At 70.2% G+C, this 24,006-nt stretch carries 32 protein-coding genes; 30 read left to right on the top strand and 2 right to left on the bottom strand.

Annotated elements, in window-relative coordinates; translation table 11 throughout:
- Nucleotides 1-7: 7 nt before the first annotated feature.
- The 28 genes from EAO71_RS20160 (at nt 8) to EAO71_RS20030 (ending at nt 20,678) form a co-directional block, all read left to right on the top strand.
- Nucleotides 8-307: a hypothetical protein gene (locus EAO71_RS20160; RefSeq protein ID WP_147978980.1), complete on the top strand. Its 300-nt coding sequence runs from the start codon at nt 8-10 to the stop codon at nt 305-307.
- Nucleotides 308-318: 11 nt separating this feature from the next.
- Nucleotides 319-963, top strand: coding sequence for a hypothetical protein (locus EAO71_RS20155; protein ID WP_147978979.1), 645 nt, complete (start codon nt 319-321; stop codon nt 961-963).
- A 165-nt stretch (nt 964-1,128) separates the two neighbouring features.
- Entirely contained in the window at nt 1,129-1,350 is a 222-nt protein-coding gene (locus EAO71_RS20150; RefSeq protein WP_147978978.1) for a MerR family transcriptional regulator, read from the top strand.
- A 125-nt stretch (nt 1,351-1,475) separates the two neighbouring features.
- Complete coding sequence (locus tag EAO71_RS37785; protein ID WP_187282716.1) at nt 1,476-2,468, top strand: hypothetical protein; 993 nt, start codon at nt 1,476-1,478, stop codon at nt 2,466-2,468.
- A 55-nt stretch (nt 2,469-2,523) separates the two neighbouring features.
- On the top strand, nt 2,524-2,787 hold the full coding sequence (locus EAO71_RS20140; RefSeq protein WP_147978977.1) for a hypothetical protein: 264 nt from the start codon (nt 2,524-2,526) through the stop codon (nt 2,785-2,787).
- 15 nt (nt 2,788-2,802) lie between these two features.
- Nucleotides 2,803-3,081: an HNH endonuclease gene (locus EAO71_RS20135; RefSeq protein ID WP_147978976.1), complete on the top strand. Its 279-nt coding sequence runs from the start codon at nt 2,803-2,805 to the stop codon at nt 3,079-3,081.
- Nucleotide 3,082: 1 nt separating this feature from the next.
- The gene (locus tag EAO71_RS20130; RefSeq protein WP_147978975.1) at nt 3,083-3,529 is read left to right on the top strand and encodes an ATP-binding protein; all 447 of its coding nucleotides are present in this window, start codon (nt 3,083-3,085) and stop codon (nt 3,527-3,529) included.
- A gap of 253 nt (nt 3,530-3,782) precedes the next feature.
- Nucleotides 3,783-4,064 carry a hypothetical protein gene (locus EAO71_RS20125; RefSeq protein ID WP_147978974.1) on the top strand — a complete coding sequence of 94 codons (282 nt, stop codon included), beginning with the start codon at nt 3,783-3,785 and terminating at the stop codon, nt 4,062-4,064.
- Nucleotides 4,048-5,535: a terminase gene (locus EAO71_RS20120; RefSeq protein ID WP_261992197.1), complete on the top strand. Its 1,488-nt coding sequence runs from the start codon at nt 4,048-4,050 to the stop codon at nt 5,533-5,535. Before EAO71_RS20125 ends, EAO71_RS20120 begins: the two co-directional genes overlap by 17 nt.
- Before the next feature lie 13 nt (nt 5,536-5,548).
- A complete protein-coding gene (locus EAO71_RS20115; RefSeq protein ID WP_147978973.1) occupies nt 5,549-6,853 on the top strand; it encodes a phage portal protein in 1,305 nt (434 codons plus the stop codon).
- Nucleotides 6,850-7,587, top strand: a complete 738-nt coding sequence (locus tag EAO71_RS20110; protein WP_147978972.1) for an HK97 family phage prohead protease — start codon at nt 6,850-6,852, stop codon at nt 7,585-7,587. The genes EAO71_RS20115 and EAO71_RS20110 overlap by 4 nt, the downstream gene beginning before the upstream one ends.
- Before the next feature lie 89 nt (nt 7,588-7,676).
- Nucleotides 7,677-8,891 (top strand): phage major capsid protein, encoded by a 1,215-nt coding sequence (locus EAO71_RS20105; protein WP_187282715.1) that lies wholly within the window; start codon nt 7,677-7,679, stop codon nt 8,889-8,891.
- A gap of 67 nt (nt 8,892-8,958) precedes the next feature.
- Nucleotides 8,959-9,192 carry a hypothetical protein gene (locus EAO71_RS20100; RefSeq protein ID WP_147978970.1) on the top strand — a complete coding sequence of 78 codons (234 nt, stop codon included), beginning with the start codon at nt 8,959-8,961 and terminating at the stop codon, nt 9,190-9,192.
- A 13-nt stretch (nt 9,193-9,205) separates the two neighbouring features.
- Nucleotides 9,206-9,754 (top strand): head-tail connector protein, encoded by a 549-nt coding sequence (locus EAO71_RS20095; RefSeq protein ID WP_147978969.1) that lies wholly within the window; start codon nt 9,206-9,208, stop codon nt 9,752-9,754.
- Complete coding sequence (locus tag EAO71_RS20090) at nt 9,754-10,221, top strand: hypothetical protein (protein ID WP_147978968.1); 468 nt, start codon at nt 9,754-9,756, stop codon at nt 10,219-10,221. The genes EAO71_RS20095 and EAO71_RS20090 overlap by 1 nt, the downstream gene beginning before the upstream one ends.
- A gap of 26 nt (nt 10,222-10,247) precedes the next feature.
- Nucleotides 10,248-10,448: a hypothetical protein gene (locus EAO71_RS20085; RefSeq protein ID WP_147978967.1), complete on the top strand. Its 201-nt coding sequence runs from the start codon at nt 10,248-10,250 to the stop codon at nt 10,446-10,448.
- Nucleotides 10,449-10,450: 2 nt separating this feature from the next.
- Entirely contained in the window at nt 10,451-11,437 is a 987-nt protein-coding gene (locus tag EAO71_RS20080; protein WP_147978966.1) for a phage tail tube protein, read from the top strand.
- Between the two features lie 13 nt (nt 11,438-11,450).
- Nucleotides 11,451-11,969 carry a hypothetical protein gene (locus EAO71_RS20075; protein WP_147978965.1) on the top strand — a complete coding sequence of 173 codons (519 nt, stop codon included), beginning with the start codon at nt 11,451-11,453 and terminating at the stop codon, nt 11,967-11,969.
- 12 nt (nt 11,970-11,981) lie between these two features.
- Nucleotides 11,982-12,428: a hypothetical protein gene (locus tag EAO71_RS20070; protein ID WP_147978964.1), complete on the top strand. Its 447-nt coding sequence runs from the start codon at nt 11,982-11,984 to the stop codon at nt 12,426-12,428.
- Between the two features lie 135 nt (nt 12,429-12,563).
- Nucleotides 12,564-15,797 (top strand): hypothetical protein, encoded by a 3,234-nt coding sequence (locus tag EAO71_RS20065; RefSeq protein ID WP_147978963.1) that lies wholly within the window; start codon nt 12,564-12,566, stop codon nt 15,795-15,797.
- Entirely contained in the window at nt 15,794-17,659 is a 1,866-nt protein-coding gene (locus EAO71_RS20060) for a LamG domain-containing protein (RefSeq protein WP_261992196.1), read from the top strand. Before EAO71_RS20065 ends, EAO71_RS20060 begins: the two co-directional genes overlap by 4 nt.
- Before the next feature lie 14 nt (nt 17,660-17,673).
- A complete protein-coding gene (locus EAO71_RS20055) occupies nt 17,674-18,123 on the top strand; it encodes a hypothetical protein (protein WP_147978962.1) in 450 nt (149 codons plus the stop codon).
- Nucleotides 18,120-18,617 (top strand): hypothetical protein, encoded by a 498-nt coding sequence (locus EAO71_RS20050; protein ID WP_147978961.1) that lies wholly within the window; start codon nt 18,120-18,122, stop codon nt 18,615-18,617. The genes EAO71_RS20055 and EAO71_RS20050 overlap by 4 nt, the downstream gene beginning before the upstream one ends.
- Nucleotides 18,618-18,680: 63 nt before the next feature.
- Nucleotides 18,681-19,487 (top strand): CHAP domain-containing protein, encoded by an 807-nt coding sequence (locus EAO71_RS20045; protein ID WP_147978960.1) that lies wholly within the window; start codon nt 18,681-18,683, stop codon nt 19,485-19,487.
- The gene (locus EAO71_RS20040) at nt 19,484-19,828 is read left to right on the top strand and encodes a hypothetical protein (RefSeq protein ID WP_147978959.1); all 345 of its coding nucleotides are present in this window, start codon (nt 19,484-19,486) and stop codon (nt 19,826-19,828) included. Before EAO71_RS20045 ends, EAO71_RS20040 begins: the two co-directional genes overlap by 4 nt.
- 41 nt (nt 19,829-19,869) lie before the next feature.
- Nucleotides 19,870-20,175: a hypothetical protein gene (locus tag EAO71_RS20035; protein ID WP_147978958.1), complete on the top strand. Its 306-nt coding sequence runs from the start codon at nt 19,870-19,872 to the stop codon at nt 20,173-20,175.
- Nucleotides 20,138-20,362, top strand: coding sequence for a DUF7620 family protein (locus EAO71_RS40300; RefSeq protein WP_459112784.1), 225 nt, complete (start codon nt 20,138-20,140; stop codon nt 20,360-20,362). The genes EAO71_RS20035 and EAO71_RS40300 overlap by 38 nt, the downstream gene beginning before the upstream one ends.
- Nucleotides 20,355-20,678 (top strand): putative phage holin, encoded by a 324-nt coding sequence (locus tag EAO71_RS20030; protein WP_261992195.1) that lies wholly within the window; start codon nt 20,355-20,357, stop codon nt 20,676-20,678. The genes EAO71_RS40300 and EAO71_RS20030 overlap by 8 nt, the downstream gene beginning before the upstream one ends.
- A gap of 51 nt (nt 20,679-20,729) precedes the next feature.
- Here the strand turns inward: EAO71_RS20030 and EAO71_RS20025 are convergent, their stop codons facing one another.
- Nucleotides 20,730-21,311, bottom strand: coding sequence for an HD domain-containing protein (locus EAO71_RS20025; RefSeq protein ID WP_147978957.1), 582 nt, complete (start codon nt 21,309-21,311; stop codon nt 20,730-20,732).
- A 13-nt stretch (nt 21,312-21,324) separates the two neighbouring features.
- Nucleotides 21,325-22,443: a helix-turn-helix domain-containing protein gene (locus tag EAO71_RS20020; protein WP_147978956.1), complete on the bottom strand. Its 1,119-nt coding sequence runs from the start codon at nt 22,441-22,443 to the stop codon at nt 21,325-21,327.
- Nucleotides 22,444-22,575: 132 nt separating this feature from the next.
- Between EAO71_RS20020 and EAO71_RS20015 the strand changes: the two genes are divergently transcribed.
- Together EAO71_RS20015 and EAO71_RS20010 are read left to right on the top strand one after the other, a co-directional pair.
- The gene (locus tag EAO71_RS20015) at nt 22,576-23,037 is read left to right on the top strand and encodes a hypothetical protein (RefSeq protein ID WP_261992194.1); all 462 of its coding nucleotides are present in this window, start codon (nt 22,576-22,578) and stop codon (nt 23,035-23,037) included.
- A gap of 191 nt (nt 23,038-23,228) precedes the next feature.
- Nucleotides 23,229-23,702, top strand: coding sequence for a hypothetical protein (locus EAO71_RS20010; RefSeq protein WP_147978955.1), 474 nt, complete (start codon nt 23,229-23,231; stop codon nt 23,700-23,702).
- Nucleotides 23,703-24,006: the final 304 nt, after the last annotated feature.

Here is a 24,006-nt window from a genome sequence, read left to right as displayed (position 1 = left end):
CCGCCCCGTGAAGCCCAGCCTGCTCGCCGCCATCGACACCGCGACCGCCCGCACCATGGCCGCCCCGCCCGCGGCCGGCGCCCCCGGCGGCTCCGTCCCCATCTCCGTCCTCCTGATCATCGTCCTCAGCATCTGGGCCTGGCAGATGCACAAGCACGGCAAGGACACCAAGAAGCTCCACCTGCTCCCCGGGTTCGTCTGCCTCGGCCTCGGCCTGTCGCTCTCCGGCACCCAGCTCGGCGCGATGATCGGCCAGCTCTTCGGGAGCGTCGGCAACATGCTCGCCACGTTCGTCGGCAGCGCCTGACCCGCCCGCCCGTGCCGACCGACCCCGAGGCGCCCACCCTCGAACTGCCTCCCGTACCCGCCTTCGGGCACGGGAGGCCCCGGTGGGCCGCCCAGCGCATCCACCCCCGCCGCATCAGCGTCGGCCACCTCAAGCTCTACGGCAGGCTCCGCGGCTGGGCCCGCGCCGAGCAACACCCCACCCGCGGCAAGGCCATCGCCGCCCGCGCCTCCGGCCTCGCGCTCGGCGCACTCATGACCTGGCGCACCGCGAACGAGCAGCCCCGGCTCCTCGCCATCGCGGCCGGCGCCTACGCCATCGCCGCCTGGCGCGCCGGCCGCCCCATCCCACCCACCGAAGACGAGCTTCGCCGCCGGGTCCTCCTCGGCGTCCAGGAGCTCATCGGCGACCGGCCCGGCATCCATCTCCGCGACCTCTACACCGAGTTCCAGGCCCGGCCGGCCGCCGCGCACCTGGACGACGCGCGCCTCCGCGCCGTCCTCGTCCACTGCGGCATCCCCATCCACAAGAGCCTCCGCATCGGCTCCCAGACCGGACGCAGCGGCATCAAGGCCGCCGACATCGCCACCCTCCTCTCCCCCGCGCCCGTAGACGCCCCTTCCGAGCCTGTAGACGCAGGTCAGCCCGCCACAGAAGCGGCTGTAGACCCCGCGTAGAACAGCCCGTAGACCACCTGGAGACCGCCATGAAGCACCTGATCCGAGCCCTCCGAGCCCGCTCCGGCGAGTACTGCGCTGCCTGCGGCTGGTGGACCAAGCCCGGCTGCGGACACTGACGAGACCAAGGGTCTCCGGAGTGGAGACCCTTGGCACACTGGCCTCATGGAGTACCTGACGCCCCCGGCCGGCACCCTCACCACATCCATGGCCGCACTCGCCGCCGGGGTCCAGCCCGCCACCATCCGCGACTGGGTCCGGCGCGGCATCCTCACCCGCAGCGGCGGCACCCCCAAGCGCCCCGTCTACCGCATCACCGACGTCCAGGCCGCCCGCACCGCCGCCAAGCCCAACCGGCCCGGACAGCGCGCCGTCAAGGCCGCTTGACGTGCGACAACTCGTGCGCCACGATTTGCGAGTACAGCCATGCCCACACGCAGGCTGACCAACGACTCGACACAGGCCCCGATCGCCACCGCGACGGGGCCTTCGTCATGCCCGGAGGTGCCCACGTGCCCTTCCCCGACGGCACCACCACCATCACCCTCACCGGCACCGTGTCCTCCGCCGTCGCAGGCACCGGCTACGGCGGCCGCGTCTCCCTCACGCCGTCCTCCGGCTACCTCGTCGACACCACCGGGAACCGCCTCTACGCCGGCGGCGGCGCAGTCGACATCATCAACGGCGCCTGGACCGCGGTCATCCTCCCCACCGACACCCCGGGCGTCACACCCACCGGCTGGGTCTGGGACCTCAGCATCGAGCCCACCGGCGGCTCCCACGTTCAGTTCTCCGCCGCGATCACCGGCAGCGGCACCGTCGACGTCTCCGACCTGACACCCATCCCCTCCCCCGGCGGCGGCACCGGCACAGGCGCCCAGGGTCCGGCAGGACCGACAGGACCGACAGGCCCGGCAGGGCCGACCGGAGCAACAGGACCGGCCGGCCCGACTGGAGCCACCGGCCCCGCCGGACCGACCGGGCCAGCAGGCGCCACAGGCGCGACAGGAGCCACAGGCGCGACCGGACCCGCCGGATCCTCCGGCGCCAACATCCGCTGGGCACAAGCCCGCATCAGCAACGGAGCCGTACAGGACCTCCCCTCGGCCCCCGCCTGGACGATCGCCACAACCTCAGTCGGCACCCCACTCCAGTGCTCCATCGCCGCTGCAGCCGGCGACCGGATCACCGCCGACGTCTCCATGCTCATGAGCGGCACCCGGTTCTACGACCTCGCCCTGCTCACCAGCGGCGGCGCCATCGCCATCTACAGCAGCTCCGGCACCGCCAGCCCGTCTGCCGAAGGCTCGCCGTGGATCTACTACAACACCTCGTTCCCTCGCGTTGCGGGCCCCGCTCGGTTCACCGTCAGCGCAGGGCACATCAGCGGCGGCATGGTCACAGTGGCTCTCGTCAACCAGGGCACCAGCTCGGGCAGGGTGTACGCCTTCGTCGGGTATCCGTGGATCATGGATCTCGCCAACTGGGGCGCTGAGCCCGCGTAGTCACGAGACGGCAACAACCCCTCGGCGGCCCCTCGCCGTCCGCCACCCTGGCGCGATGCGCAGATACACCACCGCGGCCGCGGCCGCCGCTCTCCTCCTCTCCCTCACCGGCTGCGGCTCCGAGCCCGACGTCGCCGCCTGCAAGGCCGCTATGGGCAAGCAGCTCCGGGACACCATGGCCGCAGGAGCGAACGCCCCGGAAGGCTCGCGCCCCGCAGCCTGCGACGGCGTCGACACCAAGACCCTGGAACGCCTCGCCGGCGAAGTCACAGCCGAGGTCATCGACAGCACCCAGCTGCAGCCGACGGCCACCCCCTGACCATCGGAGGCGCCCGTGGCCGGCAACCCCCGCAACGGGCGCCCCTACCGCCGCATGGTGGCCGAGCTGAAGGCCAAGGGCCTGCCCTGCTGGATCTGCGGCCACCCCATCAACCCGCGGCTGGACACCCGGCACCGCCTGTCGTTCACCCTCGACCACGTCCTGCCCGTGTCGAAGCGGCCCGACCTGCTCCTCGACCGGGCCAACGCCCGCCCAGCGCACCGCGCCTGCAACAGCAGCAAGGGCAACCGCACCGCCCCACGACCCCAACAGCGCGCCTCACGGAGGTGGTGACGTGCTGTACGTCGTCACCGGCCCGCCGGCCGCCGGCAAGAGCTCCTGGATCCAGGCGCACGCCACCGCGCGGGACATCGTCATCGACCTGGACCTCATCACCCGCGCCCTCACCGGGCCCGGCGCACCCGGGTGGAACCACGACCCGATCGCCCAGCGCGTAGCGCAGAAGGCCCGGTACGCGGCCATCGCCGAGGCCGAGCAGCACCTCGACAAGGTCGACGTCTACCTGATCCACACACTGCCCAAGGCCAAGGCCCTGGCCAAGTACAAGCGACTGAAGGCCAGGATCGTCGCTGTCGACCCCGGCCAAGACGTCGTCATGGCACGGATCGAAGCGATGCGCTCCCCCGAGATGAAGCGCGTGGCCAGCCTCTGGTACCGGCAGCAGCACACCCTCAAGGGCGCCTCACGCAGCGCGATGCCCCAGTCGACCGGCCGATGGTGACCCTCCGTTGACCGGTTCGCCGGCCTGGCCGACCACCGCCATCGGGGCCGGCCAGCCTGCACACCCGAGCCGTGATGATCAAGAGCCCCTCGGGGGGTGATCCGTTCTTTAAGCAGGGGGGCGGGCGACCCAAAAGCTCTTGTCGCCCGGTTTTTTACACGGGGCCCATCGCTCGCTAATCACCCGATCTGTCATTTCGGGTAAATAGCGACTCTCCGTAACCGTCACTTTGAGTCACGAAGCGGGGGTGATCATGGCGAGCAACGTCGAGGCGACCCAGGCCGAGATCGATCACCTCCGTATCGGCGAGTCAGCTCCTGGCCTTGCGCAACTTGCACTCTCGCTTGCCGCTGCGGTTGACAACCCGGGCAACGTGACCGCGCAGTCGAACGCCGCCCGTGAGCTACGCACCGTGCTCGAAGCCCTCCGGAAGCTGGCGCCGCTGGCCCAGGAGAAGGACGCCGTGACCGCCCTGAGTGACGAGCTGGCCGCGAAGAGACGGGGGGACGGCCTTGTCCGTGCCCGCCGCGCCTGAGCCGCGGGGCGCCCAGACGCCCCGGCTGTACACCGCGCCGCCCGCCTTCACGTCCTCGGCGGCACAGGAGGCCGTGGAGCTGGCTGCGCTGGCCGGCCTGGATCTCTTCCCCTGGCAGCAGCACGTCCTGGACGTCGGCATGCGGGAGCGGAAGGACGGCAAGTGGGCCGCCTTCGAGTGCTGCGTGAACGTCCCGAGGCAGAACGGCAAGGGCGGTTTGATCGAGGCCCGCGAGCTGGCCGGCCTGTACCTGCTGGGCGAGCGGCTGATCATCCACTCCGCTCACGAGTTCAAGACGAGCCGGGTGGCGTTCCAGCGGGTCCAGTCCCTCATCCTCGGCACCCCTGACCTGCGGAAACGCGTCAAGCGGATGCTGAACAACACCACCGAGACGTCCATCACGCTGACGACCGGGCAGTCCCTGCAGTTCATCGCCCGCTCCGGCGGGTCCGGTCGAGGGTGGACGGGCGACTGCAACATCCTCGACGAGGCCATGGCGTTGGGCGACGACGCCATGGGCGCCCTGATGCCCACCATGTCCGCGATCGAGAACCCCCAGCTCTGGTACTACGGCAGCGCTGGCATCGGCGCCCCCTCGGTGCAGCTTGGCCGTCTCAGGCGTCGCGCGCTGGCGGCCCTCGAGGCCGGCGTCCCGGACCCGTCGCTGGCGTACTTCGAGTGGTCGGTGGACCCGCACGTGGACGAGTGCCGGGCCGACTGCACGGCGCACGACGACTCCGACGACCCGGCGTCGTGGGCGAAGGCGAACCCCTCGCTGGGCTACCTGATCTCCCATGAGTTCGTCCGCAACGAGCGGGCCTCTCTGGGGACGTCCGGCATCTTCGAGCGTGAGCGGCTCGGTGTGGGCACGTACCCGAGCGACGAGGCCGACACCTGGCAGGTCATCGGCGAGGACGCCTGGCGGGCCCTGGCGGACGCCAAGCCCCCCGCCAAGCCGGGCGACACGGTGGTCTTCGCCATCGACGCCACCCCGGAGCGCTCGCACGCCGCCATCGCCACGGCCACCCCCTGGCGGGGCGGCACACACATCGAGGTGCCGGAGCACCGCCCCGGCCTGGGCTGGGTGGTGGACCGGGCAGCCGAGCTGCACGCGAAGTGGTCGCCGCGGTGCTGGGTCATCGACGGCGGTGGCCCGGCCGGCTCCCTGATCCCTGCCCTGGAGGATCGGCTGGGCATCACGGTGGTGCAGCCCAAGGCCCGGCAGATCGCCCAAGCCTGCGGCCAGTTCTACGACGCGGTCGCCGACCAGTCCCTGTCCCACCTTGACGAGCCGTCCCTCGCGGTGGCCTTGGCGGGCGCCCAGACGCGGCCGCTGGGCGACGCCTGGGCCTGGGCCCGCCGCAACGTCGGCATGGACATCAGCCCCCTGGTGGCGGCCACCCTCGCGAAGTGGGGCATGACCGCCGAGGTCGAAGAGAAGCCCAAGGACATCCTGAGCAACGTGTGGTGAGAGGGGAATCGGCATGAGCTGGTGGTGGCCCTTCCGCCGCAGGCAGCAGCAGCGTGCGATCACGTACCAAGACGTCTGGGGATCGGGCGGCGACCCCGCAGTGCTGCGGGGCGGCTCGCAGGAGCGGGCCCTGCGACTGGCGCCCGTGTACGCCGCTACACGGCTGCTGGCGGACTCGGTGGCATCCCTGCCCATGAAGACGTTCGTGGCCGTCGGAGAGGAGCGCAGACCCACCCCGCTGCCCCCGTTGTTCCGGCGGCCGTCCGCGGTCGGCACGCGCTACGACTGGCTGCATCGCGCGGTCACGTCGCTGACGCTGCGGGGCAACGCCTACGGCCTGATCGTCGCCACGGACGCTGCCGGCTGGCCCTCACAGATCGAGTGGCTGCACCCCGACGACGTCAGCATCGAGGACAACTTCTCCGCCGTCCCGGTCTGGTACTACAAGGGCCGGCGTCTCGAGGCCGAGCAGATGTTCCACATCCCGGCGTACACGCTGCCTGGTCAGATCCTCGGCCTGTCCCCCATCGGCTACCTGATGGTGACGACGGAGACGGGGCTGCTGGCCCAGCAGTTCGGCCGTGACTGGTTCGCCAACGGCTCGACCCCGGCCGCGGTCCTGGAGACCGACCAGGAGGTGTCGAAGGAAGCGGCCGGAATCTTGAAGGCGAGGTTCAAGGAGGCCGCCGCCGCGCGCGACGTGGTGGCCCTGGGCGGCGGGGTGAAGTACCGGCCGATCAGCGTGCCGGCCGACGAGTCCCAGTTCCTGGAGACGATCAAGGCCACGGCCAACCAGATCGCCGCCTGGTACGGGGTGCCACCGGAGAAGGTCGGCGGCGAGACCGGCGGGTCCCTGACGTACAACACGGTCGAGCAGAACAGCATCGACCTGGCCACCTGGACCTTCCGCCCATGGCTGGCTCGCCTGGAGCAGGCGTTCTCCCTGCTGCGGCCGCCGGTCGAGGAGGTCACGTTCAACGCCGACGCGATGATCCGCACCGACCTCAAGTCGCGCTACGAGGCGCACGGCATGGCCCTGGACCAGGGCTGGCGCAACCGGGACGAGGTCCGCGCCATCGAGAACGAGGCGCCGCTGCCCGGCGGCCTGGGCCAGACGTACCTGCCGCTGTCGTCGGCGATGTCGGTCAGCCTCGACCCGGAGCAGGCCAACGCCCGCAACATCGTCGAGATGATCCAGAAGGTCGGTTCGGGTGTGGGCGTCATGCTCACCGCCGACGAGGCGCGGGCGATCCTCAACCAGGCCGGGGCGAAGCTCACCGGCCACTACCAGGCCCCCGTGGCCCCGGAGGAACCATGACCGAGCAGCAGGAACGCCGGTTCACCCGCGGCCTCGTGGAGGTCCGGGCGGCCGGCGGTGCGAGGACGATCGGCGGGTACGCCGCGAAGTTCAACACGTTGTCGCGGAACCTGGGTGGGTTCGTCGAACGGATCGACCCGGCCTTCTTCGCCAAGTCGGAGGGCGACGGCTGGCCCGAGGCGCTGGCCCGCTACAACCACGACGACAACCGCCTGCTGGGCACAACCGACGCGAAGACGCTGCGGCTGGTCACGGACGGCACCGGTCTGGACTACAGCGTGGACGTGCCCGCGTCCCGTGAGGACGTGTACGAGCTCGTCCAGCGCGGCGACGTCCGCCGGTCCAGCTTCGCGTTCTACACGTTCGCCGACGACTGGGGCATGACCGAGCAGGGCTTCCCGGTCCGGACGCTGCTGTCCGGGCAGCTGGTCGACGTGGCCCCGGTCAACACCCCGGCCTACCTCGACACCTCCACCGGGCTGCGGTCCCTCGCCGACAAGGCAGGCGCCGAGCTGGAGGAGATCCGGGCCGCCGCCGAGGCCGGCGACCTGCAGCAGTTCCTCGCGACGCCGAAGCACCAGGTCGTCATCGACATCAAGGCGGACCCGGCGGCGCTGGCACAGGCCGTCCGCCAGGCCACCACACAGACTCCGCAAGACGGGCAGGGCGACCCCCACCCGGTCCTCGCGGTACGGCAGCGACGCGCCGAGCTCCTTCAGCGCCGCACCCCCTGAGGCAGGGCGACACCCACCTCGACACCCCATCCCATCAGGCACCCCGGCACCAGGCCGCGGGTGTCGTCGTCTTGCCCAGGAGGGCACCCGTGAGCAGGTTCATTCAGCAGATCCAGGAGCGGCGCAACGCTGCCTGGGAGCAGGCCAAGGCGCTGCTCGACGCGGCCGAGGCCGACAAGCGCGACCTGACCGCCGAGGAGGAGCAGACCTACCAGCGCATCAACAGCGAGATCGACCAGATCGACCTGCGCGTGAAGGACATGGTCGACGCCGAGCAGCGCGCCAAGGACGCCGAGGCGGCGTTCTCCGGGCTGCTGGCCAAGCCCCAGTCCGGCCCGGTCGGCGAGAAGAAGGACAGCGACCTGCGGCGCTGGGCCCGCGGCGAGATGCGCAGCATCGACATCGCCGTCCCCACCGGCGCCAGCTTCCGTGACCTGACCAAGGGCACGGCGACCGCCGGCGGCAACACCGTCCCCACCACGTTCTACGGCCAGCTGATGGCCCACCTCATCGAGGTGTCGGGCGTGATGATGGCCGGCCCGACCGTCCTCAACACCAGCTCGGGCGAGACCATCGAGGTCCCGGTCACCACGGCGCACTCCTCCGCGGCGCTGACCGCCGAGGCCGCGACCATCACCGAGTCCGACCCCGCGTTCGCCAAGCGGTCCCTGGGCGCCTACAAGTACGGCGTCCTGCTGCAGGCGTCGTCCGAGCTGCTGTCCGACACGGGCGTCGACCTCGAGGGCTACCTGGCCATGCAGGCCGGCCGCGCGCTGGGCAACGCGTTCGGCGTCCACGCCATCACCGGTGACGGCTCGTCCAAGCCGACCGGCATCGTCACCTCGGCGTCGACCGGCGTGACCGGCGGCACCGGTGTCGCGGGCGCGTTCACCGCGGACAACCTGATCGACCTGTACTTCAGCGTCATCGCCCCGTACCGCAACAGCCAGTCGTGCGGCTGGATGATGCGGGACGCCACCCTCGGCGCGGTGCGGAAGCTGAAGGACAGCCAGAACCAGTACCTGTGGCAGCCCTCCATCCAGGTCGGCGCCCCGGACACCCTGCTCGGTAAGCCGGTGTACACCGACCCGAACGTGGCCGCTGTCGCGACGACGGCGAAGTCCGTGATCTTCGGTGACTTCTCCGCGTACTTCGTCCGCATGGCGGGCGGCGTCCGGTTCGAGCGCTCCGACGACTACGCGTTCAACTCCGACCTCACGACGTTCCGGGCGATCATCCGCGCGGACGGCCTGACCGTCGACCAGACCGGCGCGCTGAAGGTGTTCGCCGGCGCCGCGACCTGAGCCATCACCGAGACGGGCGGCTGCCCTCGGCGGCCGCCCGGCCGTACCCCTGTAGGAGGACGCAGCAATGCGAGTTCGCATGAAGGTCACCATCTCCGGCACCCGCGACGGCCAGGCCTGGCCAGAGCGCGGCGGCACACTCGAGCTCCCGGAAGACGAGGCGAAGCAGCTGCTCGCCGGCGGTCTGGCCGAGGAGGACGACGGCGAGGCCCCCGGCGAGGAGAACGCGGTCGCGCCGGGCGAGCCGGAGAAGGCTGCCGGCCGGGCCAAGCCCGCAGCCAAGCCGGCCACCCAGAAGTAGCAAGGGGGTCGCCATGGCGCTGCTGACGCTGGCCGAGGCCAAGGCCCAGCTCGACATCGAATCCACTGACCACGACACCGAGCTGACTGGCTACGTCAACGCCCTGACCGCCAGCATCGAGCGCCACGTCGGACCCGTGCTCAATCGGTCCGTGGCCGAGGTACTGGAGGGCCGGTCACCGACCCTGTGCCTGACGAGCGTGCCCGCCGTGGCGCTGACCTCGATCCTGCCCGTGCTGACGAGCGGGCAGGCGGTCGACGTCAGCAGCGTGCACCTCGACGGCGCCACGGGCATCGTTCGGCGGCTGGACGGCGGCACGTTCCGCGGCGGGCTGTGGACGGTGACGTACACGGCCGGCCGGGGAGAGATTCCCGCGACCATCAAGACCGCGGCGCTCATCCTGCTGCAGCACCTGTGGCGAACCCAGTACGGCGCGGCGCGCGGTGCCGGCAGGGCCGACGACTTCGACGTGAACGAGCCCGCCCCCGGCTGGGGATACGCCATCCCGAACCGGGTCCTGCAGCTGCTGGAGCCGTACAAGATCGCCCCGGCGGTGGCGTGATGGCCACCTCCGCGGCACCGGCCGCCGTCGATGCCCTGCTCGCGATCCTGCGCGCCGCGCCCGGCCTGGGCGGCGTCCGGGTCATCGACGGCCCGCCCTCGAACAACATGACCGAGAGGCACCGGGTGTACGTCGGCTGGTCGCCGAACGGCGAGCAGGCGGTGGACATCCAGCAGTCCTTCGCTTCCGCGGGCGCCAGGCGCCGGGACGAGGAGGGGCTGATCTCCTGCTACGCCGAGACCCGCGCCGGCGACAAGGACATGTCCCTGCGGCGGGGCCGCGCCTTCGGGATCGTGGCCGCCGTCGAGGACGCACTGCGCGCCACGGACGCAGCCCCGGAGGCGCCGACCCTGAACGGCACGGTCCTGTGGGCGCAGCTGACTACCGGGTCCCTCATCCAGGAGTCCTCGGACACCGAGGCCCTGGCCGGCCTCGTGTTCACCGTGGCGTACCACGCCCGTATCTGACCCACCCAACCCCTGAGGAGTTAGCGATGGCGCGTGTGCGCTACATCGGCCCGGAGCCGGTCACCGTGCCGGAGCTCGGCGGCCGAGAGATCCAGCCCGACGAGCTCGTCGAGGTACCGGATGCCCGGTTCGACGGCTACGTCTGCCAGACCACGACGTGGGAGCCGGTCGAGGAACCGGGTGCCGCGAAGAAGACCGCGGCCAAGTCCGCAACGAAGGAGGCCTGATCATGGCGATCGGATCCGGACTCGGCGCACAGATCGGCATCGCGGCCGAGTCGACCTACGGGACGTTCGTGGCTCCGACGAAGTTCGTCGAGTTCACCAAGGAAAGCCTCGCCCTGAAGAAGACCACAGCACAGAGCGCCGGCATGGCCGCCGGGCGCCTGGTGGCTCTGTCTTCGCGGCGTGTGGTGACCCAGAAGGAGGTGACCGGCTCCATCGAGATGGAGGTCACCAACAAGGCCATGGGGCTGTTCCTCCAGGCGCTGATGGGGACCACGGTCACGCCCGTCCAGCAGGCGGTCACGACTGCCTACCTGCAGACCCACACGCTGGCCGATACCTGGGGCAAGTCTCTCTCGATCCAGGTTGGGATCCCGATGACGACCGGCACCGTCACCGACAAGTCGCTCGTCGGCTGCAAGATCATCTCGGCTGAGTTCTCGTGCGAGGTCGGCGGCATGCTGACCGTCTCGTTCGAGTTCGACGGGAAGAACTCGGACGAGACCCAGACGCTGGCTGCCGCCTCGTACTCCAACATGTCGCCGTTCCACTTCGGGCAGATGGGCCTGAAGACCGGCAGCTTCGGGGCGGAGACTGCGCTCGACGGCGTCCGCAAGGTGTCCGTGAAGATCGAGCGGCCGCAGGCGACTGACCGCTTCTACGCCAACAGCACTGCGCTGAAGGCTGAGCCGATCTCCAACGACCTCGTCAAGATCACCGGCTCCATCGAGATGGACTACGTCGCGACCACGATCGACGACCTCCACACCAGCGACGGTGCAACCAGCCTGGTGTGGGAGTTCATCGGGCCGATCATCGCAAGTACTTACGCCGAGACGTTCCGGATCAAGGTGCCTGCGATCAAGTTCGATGACGCACCGCCGCAGGTAGACGGGCCGGGAGTCGTGAAACCCACGTTCTCCTTCACCGGTCTGTACGACGGAACCAACCTGACGGCCATCGAGTTCATGTCCACGGACGTCACGCTGTGACGGAGGTGCTCCCATGGCTGTCGGCTCCGTACAGATTCACGGCACCGGCCAACTCCTGGACCTGGCCCGCCGACTGAATGCGGCAGGCGGGTCCCGGCTCCGGCAGAACATGCAGCGTCGGATCCGCCGCGCGGCCGAGCCGCTGTACACCGACCTGCAGCGCACCATCCGGGACCTGCCGATCAGGGCAGAGCCCCGCAAGGCCGGGAGCCGGGGCGGCTCGTCACCGACCACCCGGCCGCTGCGAGCGACGATCGCCGAGGCCGTGCGCCTCTCGGTCCGCACCTCGGGCAACCCCGGCGCCCGTGTCTGGGTAGACCGGTCCGCGCTGCCGTCCGACCTCAAGACGATGCCGTGGGTCATGAACAACGCGAACGGCCGGATCAGGCACCAGGTGTTCGGCAACCGCAAGCGCTGGGCCAACAACTGGACCACCCCGCTGTGGTGGGACAAGACAGTCCAACAGCACACCCCCCGGATGCGCGCCGAAGTGGAGCGCACCCTGAACGACGTCCGGCGCTGGCTGGACTGAGAGGACCCCGCCTTGATCGTGATCCACCGCCCCGCCGAGGGCGACGAAGAGCGCTTCGACGCCCGCAAGATCAAGACCTCGGAGGCGCAGATCGTCTCCCGCACCACAGACATGAGCTGGGCACAGGTCAAGGCCGGGCTGCTCGACGGGGACCCTGAGGCCATGCGGGCCATCGCCTGGGTCATCAAGAAGCGCACCGAGCCGACCCTGCGGTACGGGGACTTCGACCCGGAGGTTGAGGAGCTCGTCTCCCGGTTCGACGCGCGCGAGGTCGCCGACTTCTGCGAGCAGATCTCCAAGGCCCCCGGCACCGAGGAGGAGATCGACGCCGCCTACGACGAGGCCGCGCGCCATGCCGCGGACCCGGAGGCCGCCGCGGAGTACATCGCCAAGTTCCGGGAGGGCGGCCCAAAAGAGCCGGCCTCCTCCAAGAGCAAGACCTCGAAGTCCGGGTCCTGACCTACCTCGGGCTGTTCGGCCATCTCCTCGGCTACACCCCTGAGGTCGTCGAGAACCTGACCGTCGAGCAGTTCGAGGTCCTCACCGCCTGGATCGACGAGCACCAGGCCCAAGCGAGTAAGGCGGTGCAAGGCGATGGCTGAGCGGATGACCTTCACCCTGGACGGCCGGGACAACCTCACCCGCGTGCTGAACAACGCGGGCGACTCTGCCGCCCGGCTGCACCGCCGCATCGACGACTCGATGACCGGCAGCAACGCCAGCGTGCGGCAGTTCACCCAGGATGCCAACGGCCGGCTGCGCGACCTGCGCGGCCGGTTCCTCTCGGCAGGCGAGGCCGCCCGCCTGCTCGGGGACGACGCGAACGGGCTGTCGCCCATGCTGCGCCGGGTCGGTTCCTCGGCCGGAAGCGCGAGCGCCGAGCTCGGCAGCGCGGGCGGCGGCCTGTCCGGAGTGCTGGGCGCCATCGCCGCCATCGTCGTCCTGACACTGCTGCCGGCGATCGGGGCTCTCGTGCCCATGATGGCCGGCCTCGGCGTCGCGGCCGGAACCCTGGCGCTCGGGTTCAAGGGCGTCGGCGAGGCGGCCGCCCTGGCGGGCGAGGACAAGAAGAAGTACGCCGCCGCGCTGAAGAAGCTCAGCCCGGAGGCGCGGGAGTTCACCAAGGCCCTGGTCGGGTTGAAGGGCCAGTTCACGGCGTTCGCCCCGCAGATCCAGAAGGCGATGCTGCCCGGCTTCACCCAGGCGCTGAAGGACTCCAAGCCGGTCGTCGACATCCTCGGCAAGGCCATGACCGAGATGGGCCGCAGGTTCGGCAACGCTGCCCGCGGCGTCGGCCGGCTGATGAAGGACTCCGGCTTCCAGAAGGACTTCAACTCCACCCTCAAGCTCGGCAATACGTTCGTCCAGGACATGACCCGCAGCATGGGTCCCTTCGTTCGCAGCCTGTTCAGCTTCGGCGCCGCCTCCGGGCCGACGCTCAAGGCGTTCTCCACCGGCATCAGCGGCCTGCTCGGCAAGGGCCTGCCCGGCATGTTCGAAGGACTCAAGTCCGGGATCGGCGGCAGCGCCGCATTCCTCAACGGGTTCTTCACCTCGCTCAACACCCTGCTGCCCGCGATCGGCCGGTTCTCCGGCGCGGTCGCCAAGACCTTCGGGCCCGTCTTCGGCGAGTCGATGAAGCTCATGGGCTCGCTCACGTCGAACGTCCTCGACGCGCTGGGCAAGGCCCTGACCTTCCTCAGCCCCGTGTTCAAGGACGTCATGTTCGCGGTGAAGTCCGTGAACCAGGTCCTGGCCATCATCAAGCCCACCATCGAGGGCGTCGCGTCGGCGATCTTCGGCGCGCTGCTGCCCTCGGCCGGTGAGGTCGACAAGATGCGCGGCCCGTTCCAGCGCCTGTCCGAGGCCATCGAGCGGAACAAGCAGGGCATCCAGGAGGCCAGCCGGATCTTCGGCGGCGTCGTCATCGACATGACGGGCATCGCCCTGGAGAACCTGCCGCGAGTGATCGCCCTGTTCCGGATCATGTCCACCGGCGTGCTCAACGCCCTGGGCGTCATCCTGTGGGGCGCCTCCAAGTCGTTCGGCTGGATCCCGGGGATCGGCGACAAGCTGCGCACGGCGGAGCGGGAGTTCGGCCAGTTCAAGGACTCCTACGTCCAGGGCCTGCTGACAGCCGAGCAGAAGACCCGAGAGTTCGCCCAGTCGGCGGCGCCGAAGCTGCAGGCCGGCAAGCTGAAGCTGAACATCGACAACTGGACGAGCCAGATCGCCACCGCCAAGTCCAAGATGGCGGGCCTGCCTCCGGAGCGGCAGGCCAAGCTCCGGGCGAACATCGCCGACCTGCACGAGAAGATCCTGCAGGCCCGACGCGAGCTGGACCAGCTGAACGGCAAGACGTCCACCACCTACGTCCAGACCGTGTTCCGCACGGCGCACGGAACCGTCGGCCACCCGAAGGGATCCGGCGGCCGGGAGCGGGCACGCGGTGGCCCGGTCTTCGGGCCCGGCACCTCGACGTCGGACAGCATCCCGCTGTGGGCGTCCGACGGCGAGTACGTCGTCAAGGCATCCTCCGTGTCGAAGTACGGCCTGGCGTTCATGGACGCGCTGAACGCCGGCCGCGTGGGCGCCACTCCCGGATCCTCGGGAGCGCCGACCGCGATGGCCGGGGCTCCGTCCCTGCCGGCCATGGGCGGCCAGACGACCGGCCTCGGGCAGGACGCGGCCCGCGGCCTGGTCGCGGGCATGCTGAAGTCCCGTGGCGCGGTCGACCAGGCTGCACAGCACATGGCGGCCGGGATCCCGCAGGGCATCCGGACCGAGCTGCAGATCGCCTCCCCGTCCAAGAAGGCGATCGCCCTCATGCAGGACCTGAGGGCCGGCGTCGTCAAGGGCCTGACCGGGTCGAAGGCGGCCATCGCCGCCACGGCGAAGGACCTGGCCAAGGACATCTGGAAGGCGTGGGAAGGCACCCGGTCAACCAAGGACACCACCCTGGTGCGGATGGTGGACCGGGACACCAAGCGCCTGCAGTCCCTCGCCTCCCAGCGGGACGCGCTCGCTGCCCGGATCGCCGAGGCGAACAAGTATCGTGGCGAGCTCACCTCGGCAGCGCGTGAGCAGTCCGGCCTGAGCAGTCTCGGTCTGGATGCCGAGCAGGTCAGCGGCAGCAGCATCCAGTCCGGCCTCTCCCAGAAGCTGGCCAGGGTCAAGCAGTTCGCCAGCTACATCCAGGTCCTCGGCAAGCGCGGCCTGTCCAAGAGCCTGCTGCGGCAGATCCTGGCCATGGGCCCGGAGTCCGGGTACGCCTACGCCTCCGCTCTGGCGGGCATGTCGATGTCCGGCCTGTCGTCGATCAACCGCACGCAGACCGACCTCGACAAGGCGACGGACGCACTTGGCGCTGCCGGCGCCGACGTCATGTACGACGCCGGGAAGAACGCGGGGCGCGGGTTCCTGACCGGCCTCGCCTCCCAGCAGAAGGCCATCGAACAGCAGATGGTGGCGATCGCCCGGGGCATGGAGCGGGCGATCAAGAAGGCCCTGGGCATCCGGAGCCCGAGCCGGGTCGGCCACGGCGTAGGCCACAACTTCGGCGGCAGCATCGCGGGCGGCACGCTCGCCTCGCTGCCGATGGTGGGCCGGGCAGTGGACGCGGTCGGCGCCCGCATGTCGGCACTGCAGCCCGCTGCGCCGCGGGCACTGGCGGCCGCAGGCGGCGTGTCCGGCGGGCGGGGAGGGATGACCGTGAACGTCACGATCCAGGGAGCGATCGACCCCATCGCCACGGCCGAGCAGGTGCGCACTCTGCTCGTGAGCCTGAACCGACGGTACGGCTACCCGACGGGGGTGATCATGCAGTGACGTCGACAATCCTGGTGGAGGCCGGGTTCGGGTACGCCCCGGCCGGCTCCGCCATCACCTGGACGGACATCACGCAGTGGGCCGACGTGGCCCGGTCGCAGATCCGGATCACGCGCGGCGCCTCGGATGAGCTGTCTCAGATCCAGCCCGGAACCTGCAGCCTGATGCTGGACAACCGGGACGGACGGTTCACCGAGGGCAACGCCTCCAGCCCGTACTACCCGTTCATTCGGCCGAGCTGCCCCATCCGCGTCAGCGTCATCGTCGCCGGTGTCACCTACCGGCGGTTCTACGGCGCGGTCACGGACTGGATCCAGGGGTGGAACGGACTGGAGGACACGGTCACCGTCACCGCGGCCGACCTGTTCAACCTGCTCCAGGGCGACGACGCGCTGCAGCCCATGCTCGTCGAGGAGATCCTGCAGCTCGGGCCGCTGGCCTACTACCCGCTGTCCGAGCCGGCCGACTCCACCACCGCGGGCGACATCGCCGGTTCCGGGACCGGGGCGCTGGCCATCACCCAGGTCGGCAGCGGCGGCACGCTCACATTCGGGGAGGACGCAGGCCCGCCGGCCGACGGCCTGACCGCCCCGGTGTTCACCCCGGCGTCCGCCACCGCAGGGAAGATCCTGACCGCGGACCTGGGGACTGGCTTCGCTGACGCATCGAGCCTGGCCTACCTGTTCTTGGAGGCGTGGTTCACCACCTCGACCGCCGGGAGGGTGCTGTTCTCGCTGCGGTCCGACAGCGGGCTCTACCAGATCATCATCAGCCTCGACGGCACCGGGAAACTCCGCATCCAGACGACCATCGTCGGCGGGCCGCTGTCCGGGTACATCGACGTCGTCACCACCAGCCCGAACCTGGCCGACGGCGTGCCGCATCACATCGTCTACGACGAGCAGGGCGGCTACATCTACGTGGACGGCGGCACCGGCTACGCGGTCCTGGTCGACGGCATGGTGGAGCTCCGGCACCTGAGCATCGGCGGCCACGCGAGCGACCGGCTGTGGTCGGGCAGCATCTCGCACGTCGCCCTGCACGCCCCCGCGGGCGTGCTGTCCGCGCCCCTGTTCATGGCGCACTACGCGGCCGGTGCCACTGGGTTCTCTGGGGAGGACGCGGACGACAGGGTGCTGCGGCTGGCCGGCTACACCGGCATCGGCGGCCTGGTCACCTCCGGCACGTTCAGCCCGGTCGCCTCGCAGGGCGAGGGCGGCCGGACCGCGCTGGAGATGATGCGGCAGGTCGAGACCACCGAGGGCGGCAAGCTCGCCACCCACCGCGGCAGCGCGAGTCTGGTCTTCCAGTCCCGGACCGTCCGCTACAACCCCACCCCCGCGATCACCCTCACCTACGCCGACCTGGAGACCGGCGGCGTCTCCTCGGCCACCGACACCCAGAAGCTCATCAACACCGTCACCGCGTCCAGGCCCGGCGGTGCGACGCAGCGGGTGGCCAGCGCCGAGAGCCGCGAGGCTTTCGGGCCGCGCCGCCAGGAACTGGAGCTGCTGAAGACGAGCGATCTGCAGGTTCTCGACGCGGCGTACTGGCTGGTCTCCCGCTACGGCGAGAGCCGATCGGAGATCCGGCAGGTCCCGATCGACGCCTACTCGATGCCGGACGCCACCTACCAGGCCCTGATGAACGCTGACATCTCCACCGTCCTGGCCGTGGCCAGCATGCCGGCGACCGCGCCGAGCAGCACGGCGACCGTCACCGTCGAGGGCTACACCGAGGCCATCGGCCAGTCCCGCCACCTGCTCAACTTCCACACGTCGAGGACGTACACGGACGCCGTGTGGGTCCTGGACGACGCCACCTACTCCGTCCTCGGGTCCACCACCCGGCTCGCCTACTGAGAGGAGACGACCTCGTGCCGATCCCGATCACGCGGGCCGAGACGTTCTACACCCCGCCGCCCGACCAGCCGCCCACCGACTGGGACCTGGTACCGCCGGCCGAGCGGGTCTGGCGCTGGGTCGAGCAGCGCCAGCAGCGGCACCTCATCCCGCCCGACGGCTACATCCTGGGACAGCAGGTCTGGGCCCGCATCAACCACGGCCGCTGGGTCGCGGACTGCCCGTGCGGCTCCGCGCAGGTCGTCACCCCCGACGACCCCCGGATGGCCTGCACAGAATGCGGCTACGGCTGGATCGTCGTCGAGTTCCCCGAGGACGTCGCCGCGGCGGAGACCGCGGTCCTCGAGGAGCTGCCGCACCTGCGGAACTGGGACAACGCCGACGCCCCCGAGGCCAGCCCGACGCTGCCCACACCCGTGGTGAAGCGCAGTGTGCCCCGAGCCCGGCAGGAGATGACCCGATGACGTTCGCTCCCCGGACCTGGGTGGTCGGCGAGGTCGTGACCGCCGCCCTACTCAACCAGGAGATCCGCGACCAGATCTCCAGCATGTTGGCGGCCTGGACGTCGTACACGCCGGCGTGGACCGCGGCTACCACCAACCCGGTGCTGAACAACGGCAGCATCGCCGGCCTGTACATGAAGCTGGGCCGGACCGTGCAGGTCCACGCGGAGATGACCGCGGGCAGCACCACGACCTACGGCTCCGGGCAGTGGTCGATGAGCCTGCCCGCCGCCTCGACGACCTCGCCCGGTATCCGGATCGGCACCGCACAGGCGTCCGGTTCAATCCGGGCCGCCGGCCACACGACCGTGAACAACAACGCGACCACGTTCGGTATCTGGTTCCCCGCCACCACCGCGGTGTCCAACCTGTCGGCCTGCACTGCGACGGTGCCGTTCACCTGGGCGAACACCAACATCCTCAGATGCACGCTCACCTACGAGGCCGCCGCCTGACGCCGCCCCACCTCGTCCGCCCCGCGCCGCCGGCCGGGGCCTTCCTCATGTCTGGAGGCCTGCATGGGCTTCTCTCGTACCGCGTTCGTGAACCTCCTCAGATCCCAGACCGGGTACCACGAGGGCCGCGATCCGTCCGGCAACTGGAACAACGACCAGAAGTTCAGTGACGAGACGCCCGGCCTGGAGTGGAGCGACTGGCAGGCGTGGTGCGCGACCTTCACCGCCTGGGGCGCCAACAAGCTCGGCGCCCGCTCGCTGTGGCCCATCACCGCGTCCTGCTACACCGCCGTCCAGTGGTGGAAGAAGGCCGGCCGCTGGACCGAGTACCCCGTCCTCGGTGGGCCCTTCTACCTCGGCAGCGCAGGCCAAGACCACGTCGGCGTCGTCACCGCCTACGACGCCGACTGGATCTGGACGGTCGAAGGCAACACCAACTCGGGCGGCTCGTACCAAGGGGATGGCGTGTACGAGCGCAAGCGCCCCCGCCGCGGCGCCGGAAGCCCCTACGGCTACGGCATCCCCCAGTTCGACGAGGGCACCATCAGCGCCGACCCCGCTCTCGGCGGCACCAAGGCAGCATCCGTCCCCAAGAAGACGTCCACCACTACCCCCCCGACCACGACCACCACACCCCCGAAGGAGACGCCCGTGACGCTCACCGAGTACGAGATGGACCGCATCGCCACCAAGGTCACCGAGCGGCTGCTCAACACCAGGCTGGAGAGCCCGACCGCAGCGCCCGGCACGGACCCGACCCGCCGTCTGTCGACCTTCATCCGGTGGGCCGACCAGAACACCGCAGACATCCTGGCCGCTGTGGACGAGGTCAAGGCCGAGGTCGCTTCCCTCAAGGAGGCCCAGTCGTGAGGACGTTCGGACGTGAGCCGGCGCTCATCATCGCCGCCGTCAGCGCAGCCCTGTCGCTGATCGTCAGCTTCAACTTCGGCCTGTCCGCCGAGCAGGCTGGCGCACTCGTCGCCGTCGTGTCCGCGGTGTTCGCCGCAGCCACGGCGGCCGTGACCCGGCCGATCGCGCCCAGCGCCTTCACCGGCCTCGTCGCCGCCGGCGTCGCGCTGCTCGCCGCCTACGGGCTCAACGTATCGGCCGAGACCGTCGGCGCGCTGAATGCCGTGGTCCTCGCCGTCCTCGGGCTCATCACCCGCGGGCAGGTCAGCCCGGCTGCCCCTCGCTCGCAGGCGGGCGCCTGACCTTGCCCGTGCCCGACCCGACTCAAGGGGGCGAGACCGTCGTGACCGACATTCTCGGCTTCACCCCGACCGACCTGGGCCTGACTGGGCTCATGGGGCTAGTGGTTTTACTGATCTTGACGGGCCGACTCGTGCCCCGCTCCACCCTGCTCGACATGCGGGAGGAGCGGGACACGTGGCGCGCCGCGCACATCGAGTCCGAAGCGGCGCGGCAGGCGGAACGCGAGCAGGTCACCGAGCTGCTCGAACTGTCGCGCACGGCTGGCCACGTCCTCACCTCCCTGCCGAAATCGGGGGAGGTGGGAGCGGATGCGGATGCGGATCTGGCTGATGCGTCTGATCGGTAGGCGCCACCCAACGGCCGGCCAGCGCGCGGCCGGCGGCGCGCTCGCTCGCGCACAGCGGGACCGAATCGCAGCCGAGGCCCGGCGGCCCGAGGTCGAGGCCGCGGCGGAGGTGCTCCGACTGGCCCGCTACGAGAACCATTTCGCGGAGAGGATCGCCGCGGCGTACCGGGGAGTGCCCCATGCCTGACCTGGCTGTAGACCAGTGGATCAACACGGCAGCGTCCTGCGCCGCGTTCCTGATGTGCGCGACGTTCGCTGTCGTCTACCACGTCCGCGCGCCCTGGTGGCGCTCGGCCGTCGGCCGCAACCTGATGCTGTTCGCCGGCGCCGTCGGCGGCCTCTGTCTCTACACCGTGCTCATCACACTGTGGCCGACCGGCTGCCCCGCGACCGTCCTCCGCGGCGTCCGCACCGCGCTGCTGCTCTCGATCGCCGTGCTCATGGTGCAGCGCACCCGGCTCGTCATCCGCGCGCAGGCCATCCCCCGCGGCCCCGGCCGCTGACCCCACGCCCCCTCTGCCTTCGGGTGGAGGGGGCGTCTTCGTCATGCTCGATCAGGACGGCGTCTCGCCGAGGATGGAGCGAAGCCAGTCCAGAGAGCCGTGCGCGAGAAGCTCGTCCGCAAGGCGCTGGCCCGTCTCGGTCGTCAGCCGCGCGCGGCTGTTGTCGATCCAGCGCTGGGCGTTCTCGTGCCCCTGTGCCTTGTACTCGATGCCCTGCAGCATGCACTCCAGTTTGTCTGCGTCACGGGCGCAGAGGGCCTCGGCGGATTCCTTGGCTTCATACTCAGCGACCAGTTCCCGCACGGTCGCGGCCAGCACCTCGGGCATGCCGCGTGTCTGGTCTGCAGTTACCTCGCGAGGATCGGCGCTGCTGGCGTACTTCTTGCCGAGGTAGTTCACATCCCCAGTGCGAGTCTCCTGGGTGTCATGCCAGACGGCAAGGAAGGCGGCACGGGCAGGGTCGGCGCCCTCGAGCTTGGCGATGATGGAGGCGATCAACGAGGTGCGCCACGAGTGCTCGGCGACGCTCTCAGGGTCCCGGACGCCGGCCATCCACCATCCCGTGCGGCGGGCGTGCTTGAGTGTGCCCGCCTCGTACAGGAAGTGGGCCACCGCGGACAGGTCGTCTGCCACCGTCCGTCTCCTCTCACGCCTCGGCGAGGCGGATCGCGTACCGGATGCCTTCGAGCTCACGGCGCGATCGCGTCGACAGCTCCCGGCTATCCAACATCACAGGGAGCCGGGCGCGCAGAGTACGGCCGGCGGCGGAGGTCGGGCGGAGCAACCCCGGCCGGGCGGCCAGAAGCGCCCACAGGGTGTGGACGTTCAGGTCGAAGAAGCCGTGACGAGGGGTGAGCCCTCGGACCAGGTGCTCCATCAGCTTGTCGCCCTGCCATGGACCTGGCTTGGGGGAGGCGATGAAGTCGTCGGACAGCTGGATGTGTGGCGCCTCGCCGATCCAGTACGCCCAGTAGTTGAGGTTCGCGGCTTCGCTCGCATCGTTGTCCGCCAGGGTCGTGGCGATGAAGTGGCCCATGCGGTCCTGGTCCCCCTGGCGGGCAGCGACGGCGGCGACCGATCGCTCGTTGAGCCACCGGGTGAGCCAGTCTTCCGGCCGCGCCGTGCGCTGCTGGGCGGCGAGCCACCGCGTGGTGTCCGGCGCGTCGTCGTATCCCGCCAGGTACAGGGCCTGGCGCCGCAGGAGGAAGTCGTCATCGCTGCGGGCCTGCTCAGCTGTGCGTCTCATGCGAGTGAAGAACCGCGCGCGTTCTCCGGCCGGCAGCTCCGGCGCTGTGGGGACGGGGCCTCGTCGAGGGCGAGGTGGCGGCGGAAGGTCCCGCAGCGGCGTGGGGGCGACGCCGCTCAACGGCCACGCGAGGACCTCCACCAGGTCCCGTTGCATCACCCAAGCCCCCATGGGATTGGCCGATGCAGGCGCCTCCTCGTCCAGCGCGCTGGCCAGCAGCACGTCTGCCTCCATGGCGCGTTCCAGGGCGAGTAGCAGCGCTGGAACGGCGCCGAGCTGGAGAAGCCGGTGTCGGTGCACGAGCATCTGCCCGACAGGCGTGGACGTTAAGGGGCGGCGGCCCGACTCCCATCCGGCGATGGTGTCGGACGAGACCCGGAACTCCTCGGCTAACTCCTCTTGCGTGCGACCGAGTTGCTCCCGGATCAGACGGAACACGTACCCGGAGACCACCCCACCGCGCGGTCGAGGTAGGGAACCCTGACCGGTGGTCCGGGTGGTGCGCGGGTGGCTGTCCATGGTGTCCCCCTCTGCGCGATGGCTGGCCCCGCGTACCGGTACCGGCGGTCACTACTGGCGGCAACGCCCGGCTTCTACCTTCGTACTCGCAGTGCCGATCGGGCAACTCAGCGTAGTAGGAAGGGCGCCGTCGTGGACGCTATCGAACTGACTCCTCAGGATTCGGGTGGCCCCAGCCCCACCACGGAGGTGCATCTCGGCCCGCTCCTGGAGCTGGCCGCAGATGCCATCGAGGAGCATGTCGAGCTGGCCGCAAGCCTCGACATCGCACGCGCCCTGAAGCTGCGGCACCACCCCGACATCGTGGAGCTGGCCCGGATGACGGACCAGATGCTGACGCACTGCGCGACGCTCGCCGTTGGGGTCGGGCAAATCCCCGTGGGCGCTCGCTCCCCGCGCGGCGCCGTGGTCCTGGAGACCTGGACGCAACTCAAGGACGACGGCCCTGCAGATGGCCCCCTGGGCCCGTGGTCCTACACCCGCCACCTAGCGCTCGCCGCCCGCGACATGCTGGAAGAGATCCATGACCACCGCCGCAAGGCTGCATTCACCGGACGCCCCGGCCTCCCGCCACTGCCCCCCGGTGCCCGGTGAGGGACTGGCAGCGCCAGGCGATCTACCTCGTGATCGTCGTCGGCATGCTCGCCACGCTGGCACTCGGCATCACCACATGAGCATCCCCCTGTCACACCGTGTTGCCGCGCGGAGCTCCTCTGTGAAGCCAACCCGGGCCCCGCACGGACGGGCCTAGACTGGCTCGGCTGCCACCGACCGAAAGTACACAAATGCGACTCGACACGTTCCACCAGTTCGCTCTCTCAGCACTGGCTGCAGCACCCGATGTCCAGTCCGCTCAGCCGTGGGATCGAGGAGCCGAGCACCTGCGCGGCATCCATGTGACGCTGACCACCGGCGCCCAGTTTTGGATCGGCGTCACTGCTGCCGCCGCCTCGGGCGACAAGTGGGAAGGTCCGGAGATCCCTGTCGAGGGCGAGCCGCCGGCCGAGATTCCCTACCCGGAACTGTTCGAGGGCGGGAAGGCCACGCCGGAACGGGCTCAGGCCTACTTCGCTGCGGCGATCGCGAACAGCGGGTCGAAGGAGATCGCCTCGGCAGATCGGTACAGCAGCGAGGCGCAGTACCCGGGATTCGGTGTGATCTTCCACAGTGGGGCGCAGGCCTTCTGCCTGTTCCACCACACTGCCCGGCCTGGGCAGAGCGTCGGCGGCCGCGCGTTCGACCTGCAGGACGCCGTCTGAGACTCCCGCCCCCGGCGCGGGGCGGGTAGCACCACCCCTATCAGGTACCACCCACTCACTGGAGGACTGATATGCGGTTCGACCCTGCCCGCGTTGAAGGGAACTGCCCCGTCTGCGGTGCCGGCGTGGGCTCCCCGCCCGGCTCGCCGACCACGATGCATCAGCGCAACGGCACTGGAACTGAGACCTGCCCGGGCTCCGGAGCCCCGGCGGTCTAGCCGCCCGAACGACTGCCCCGGCCAGCGCCGTCCGCGCCGGCCGGGGCTCTTCTGCGTCTGCCTTCGATTCCAAGGCACCTCCGATA

This window comes from Streptomyces sp. MS191, assembly GCF_008042125.1.
Taxonomy (GTDB): domain Bacteria; phylum Actinomycetota; class Actinomycetes; order Streptomycetales; family Streptomycetaceae; genus Streptomyces.
Note: the sequence above shows the minus strand (reverse complement) of the source record. Positions and strands in the feature narration are given on the sequence as shown.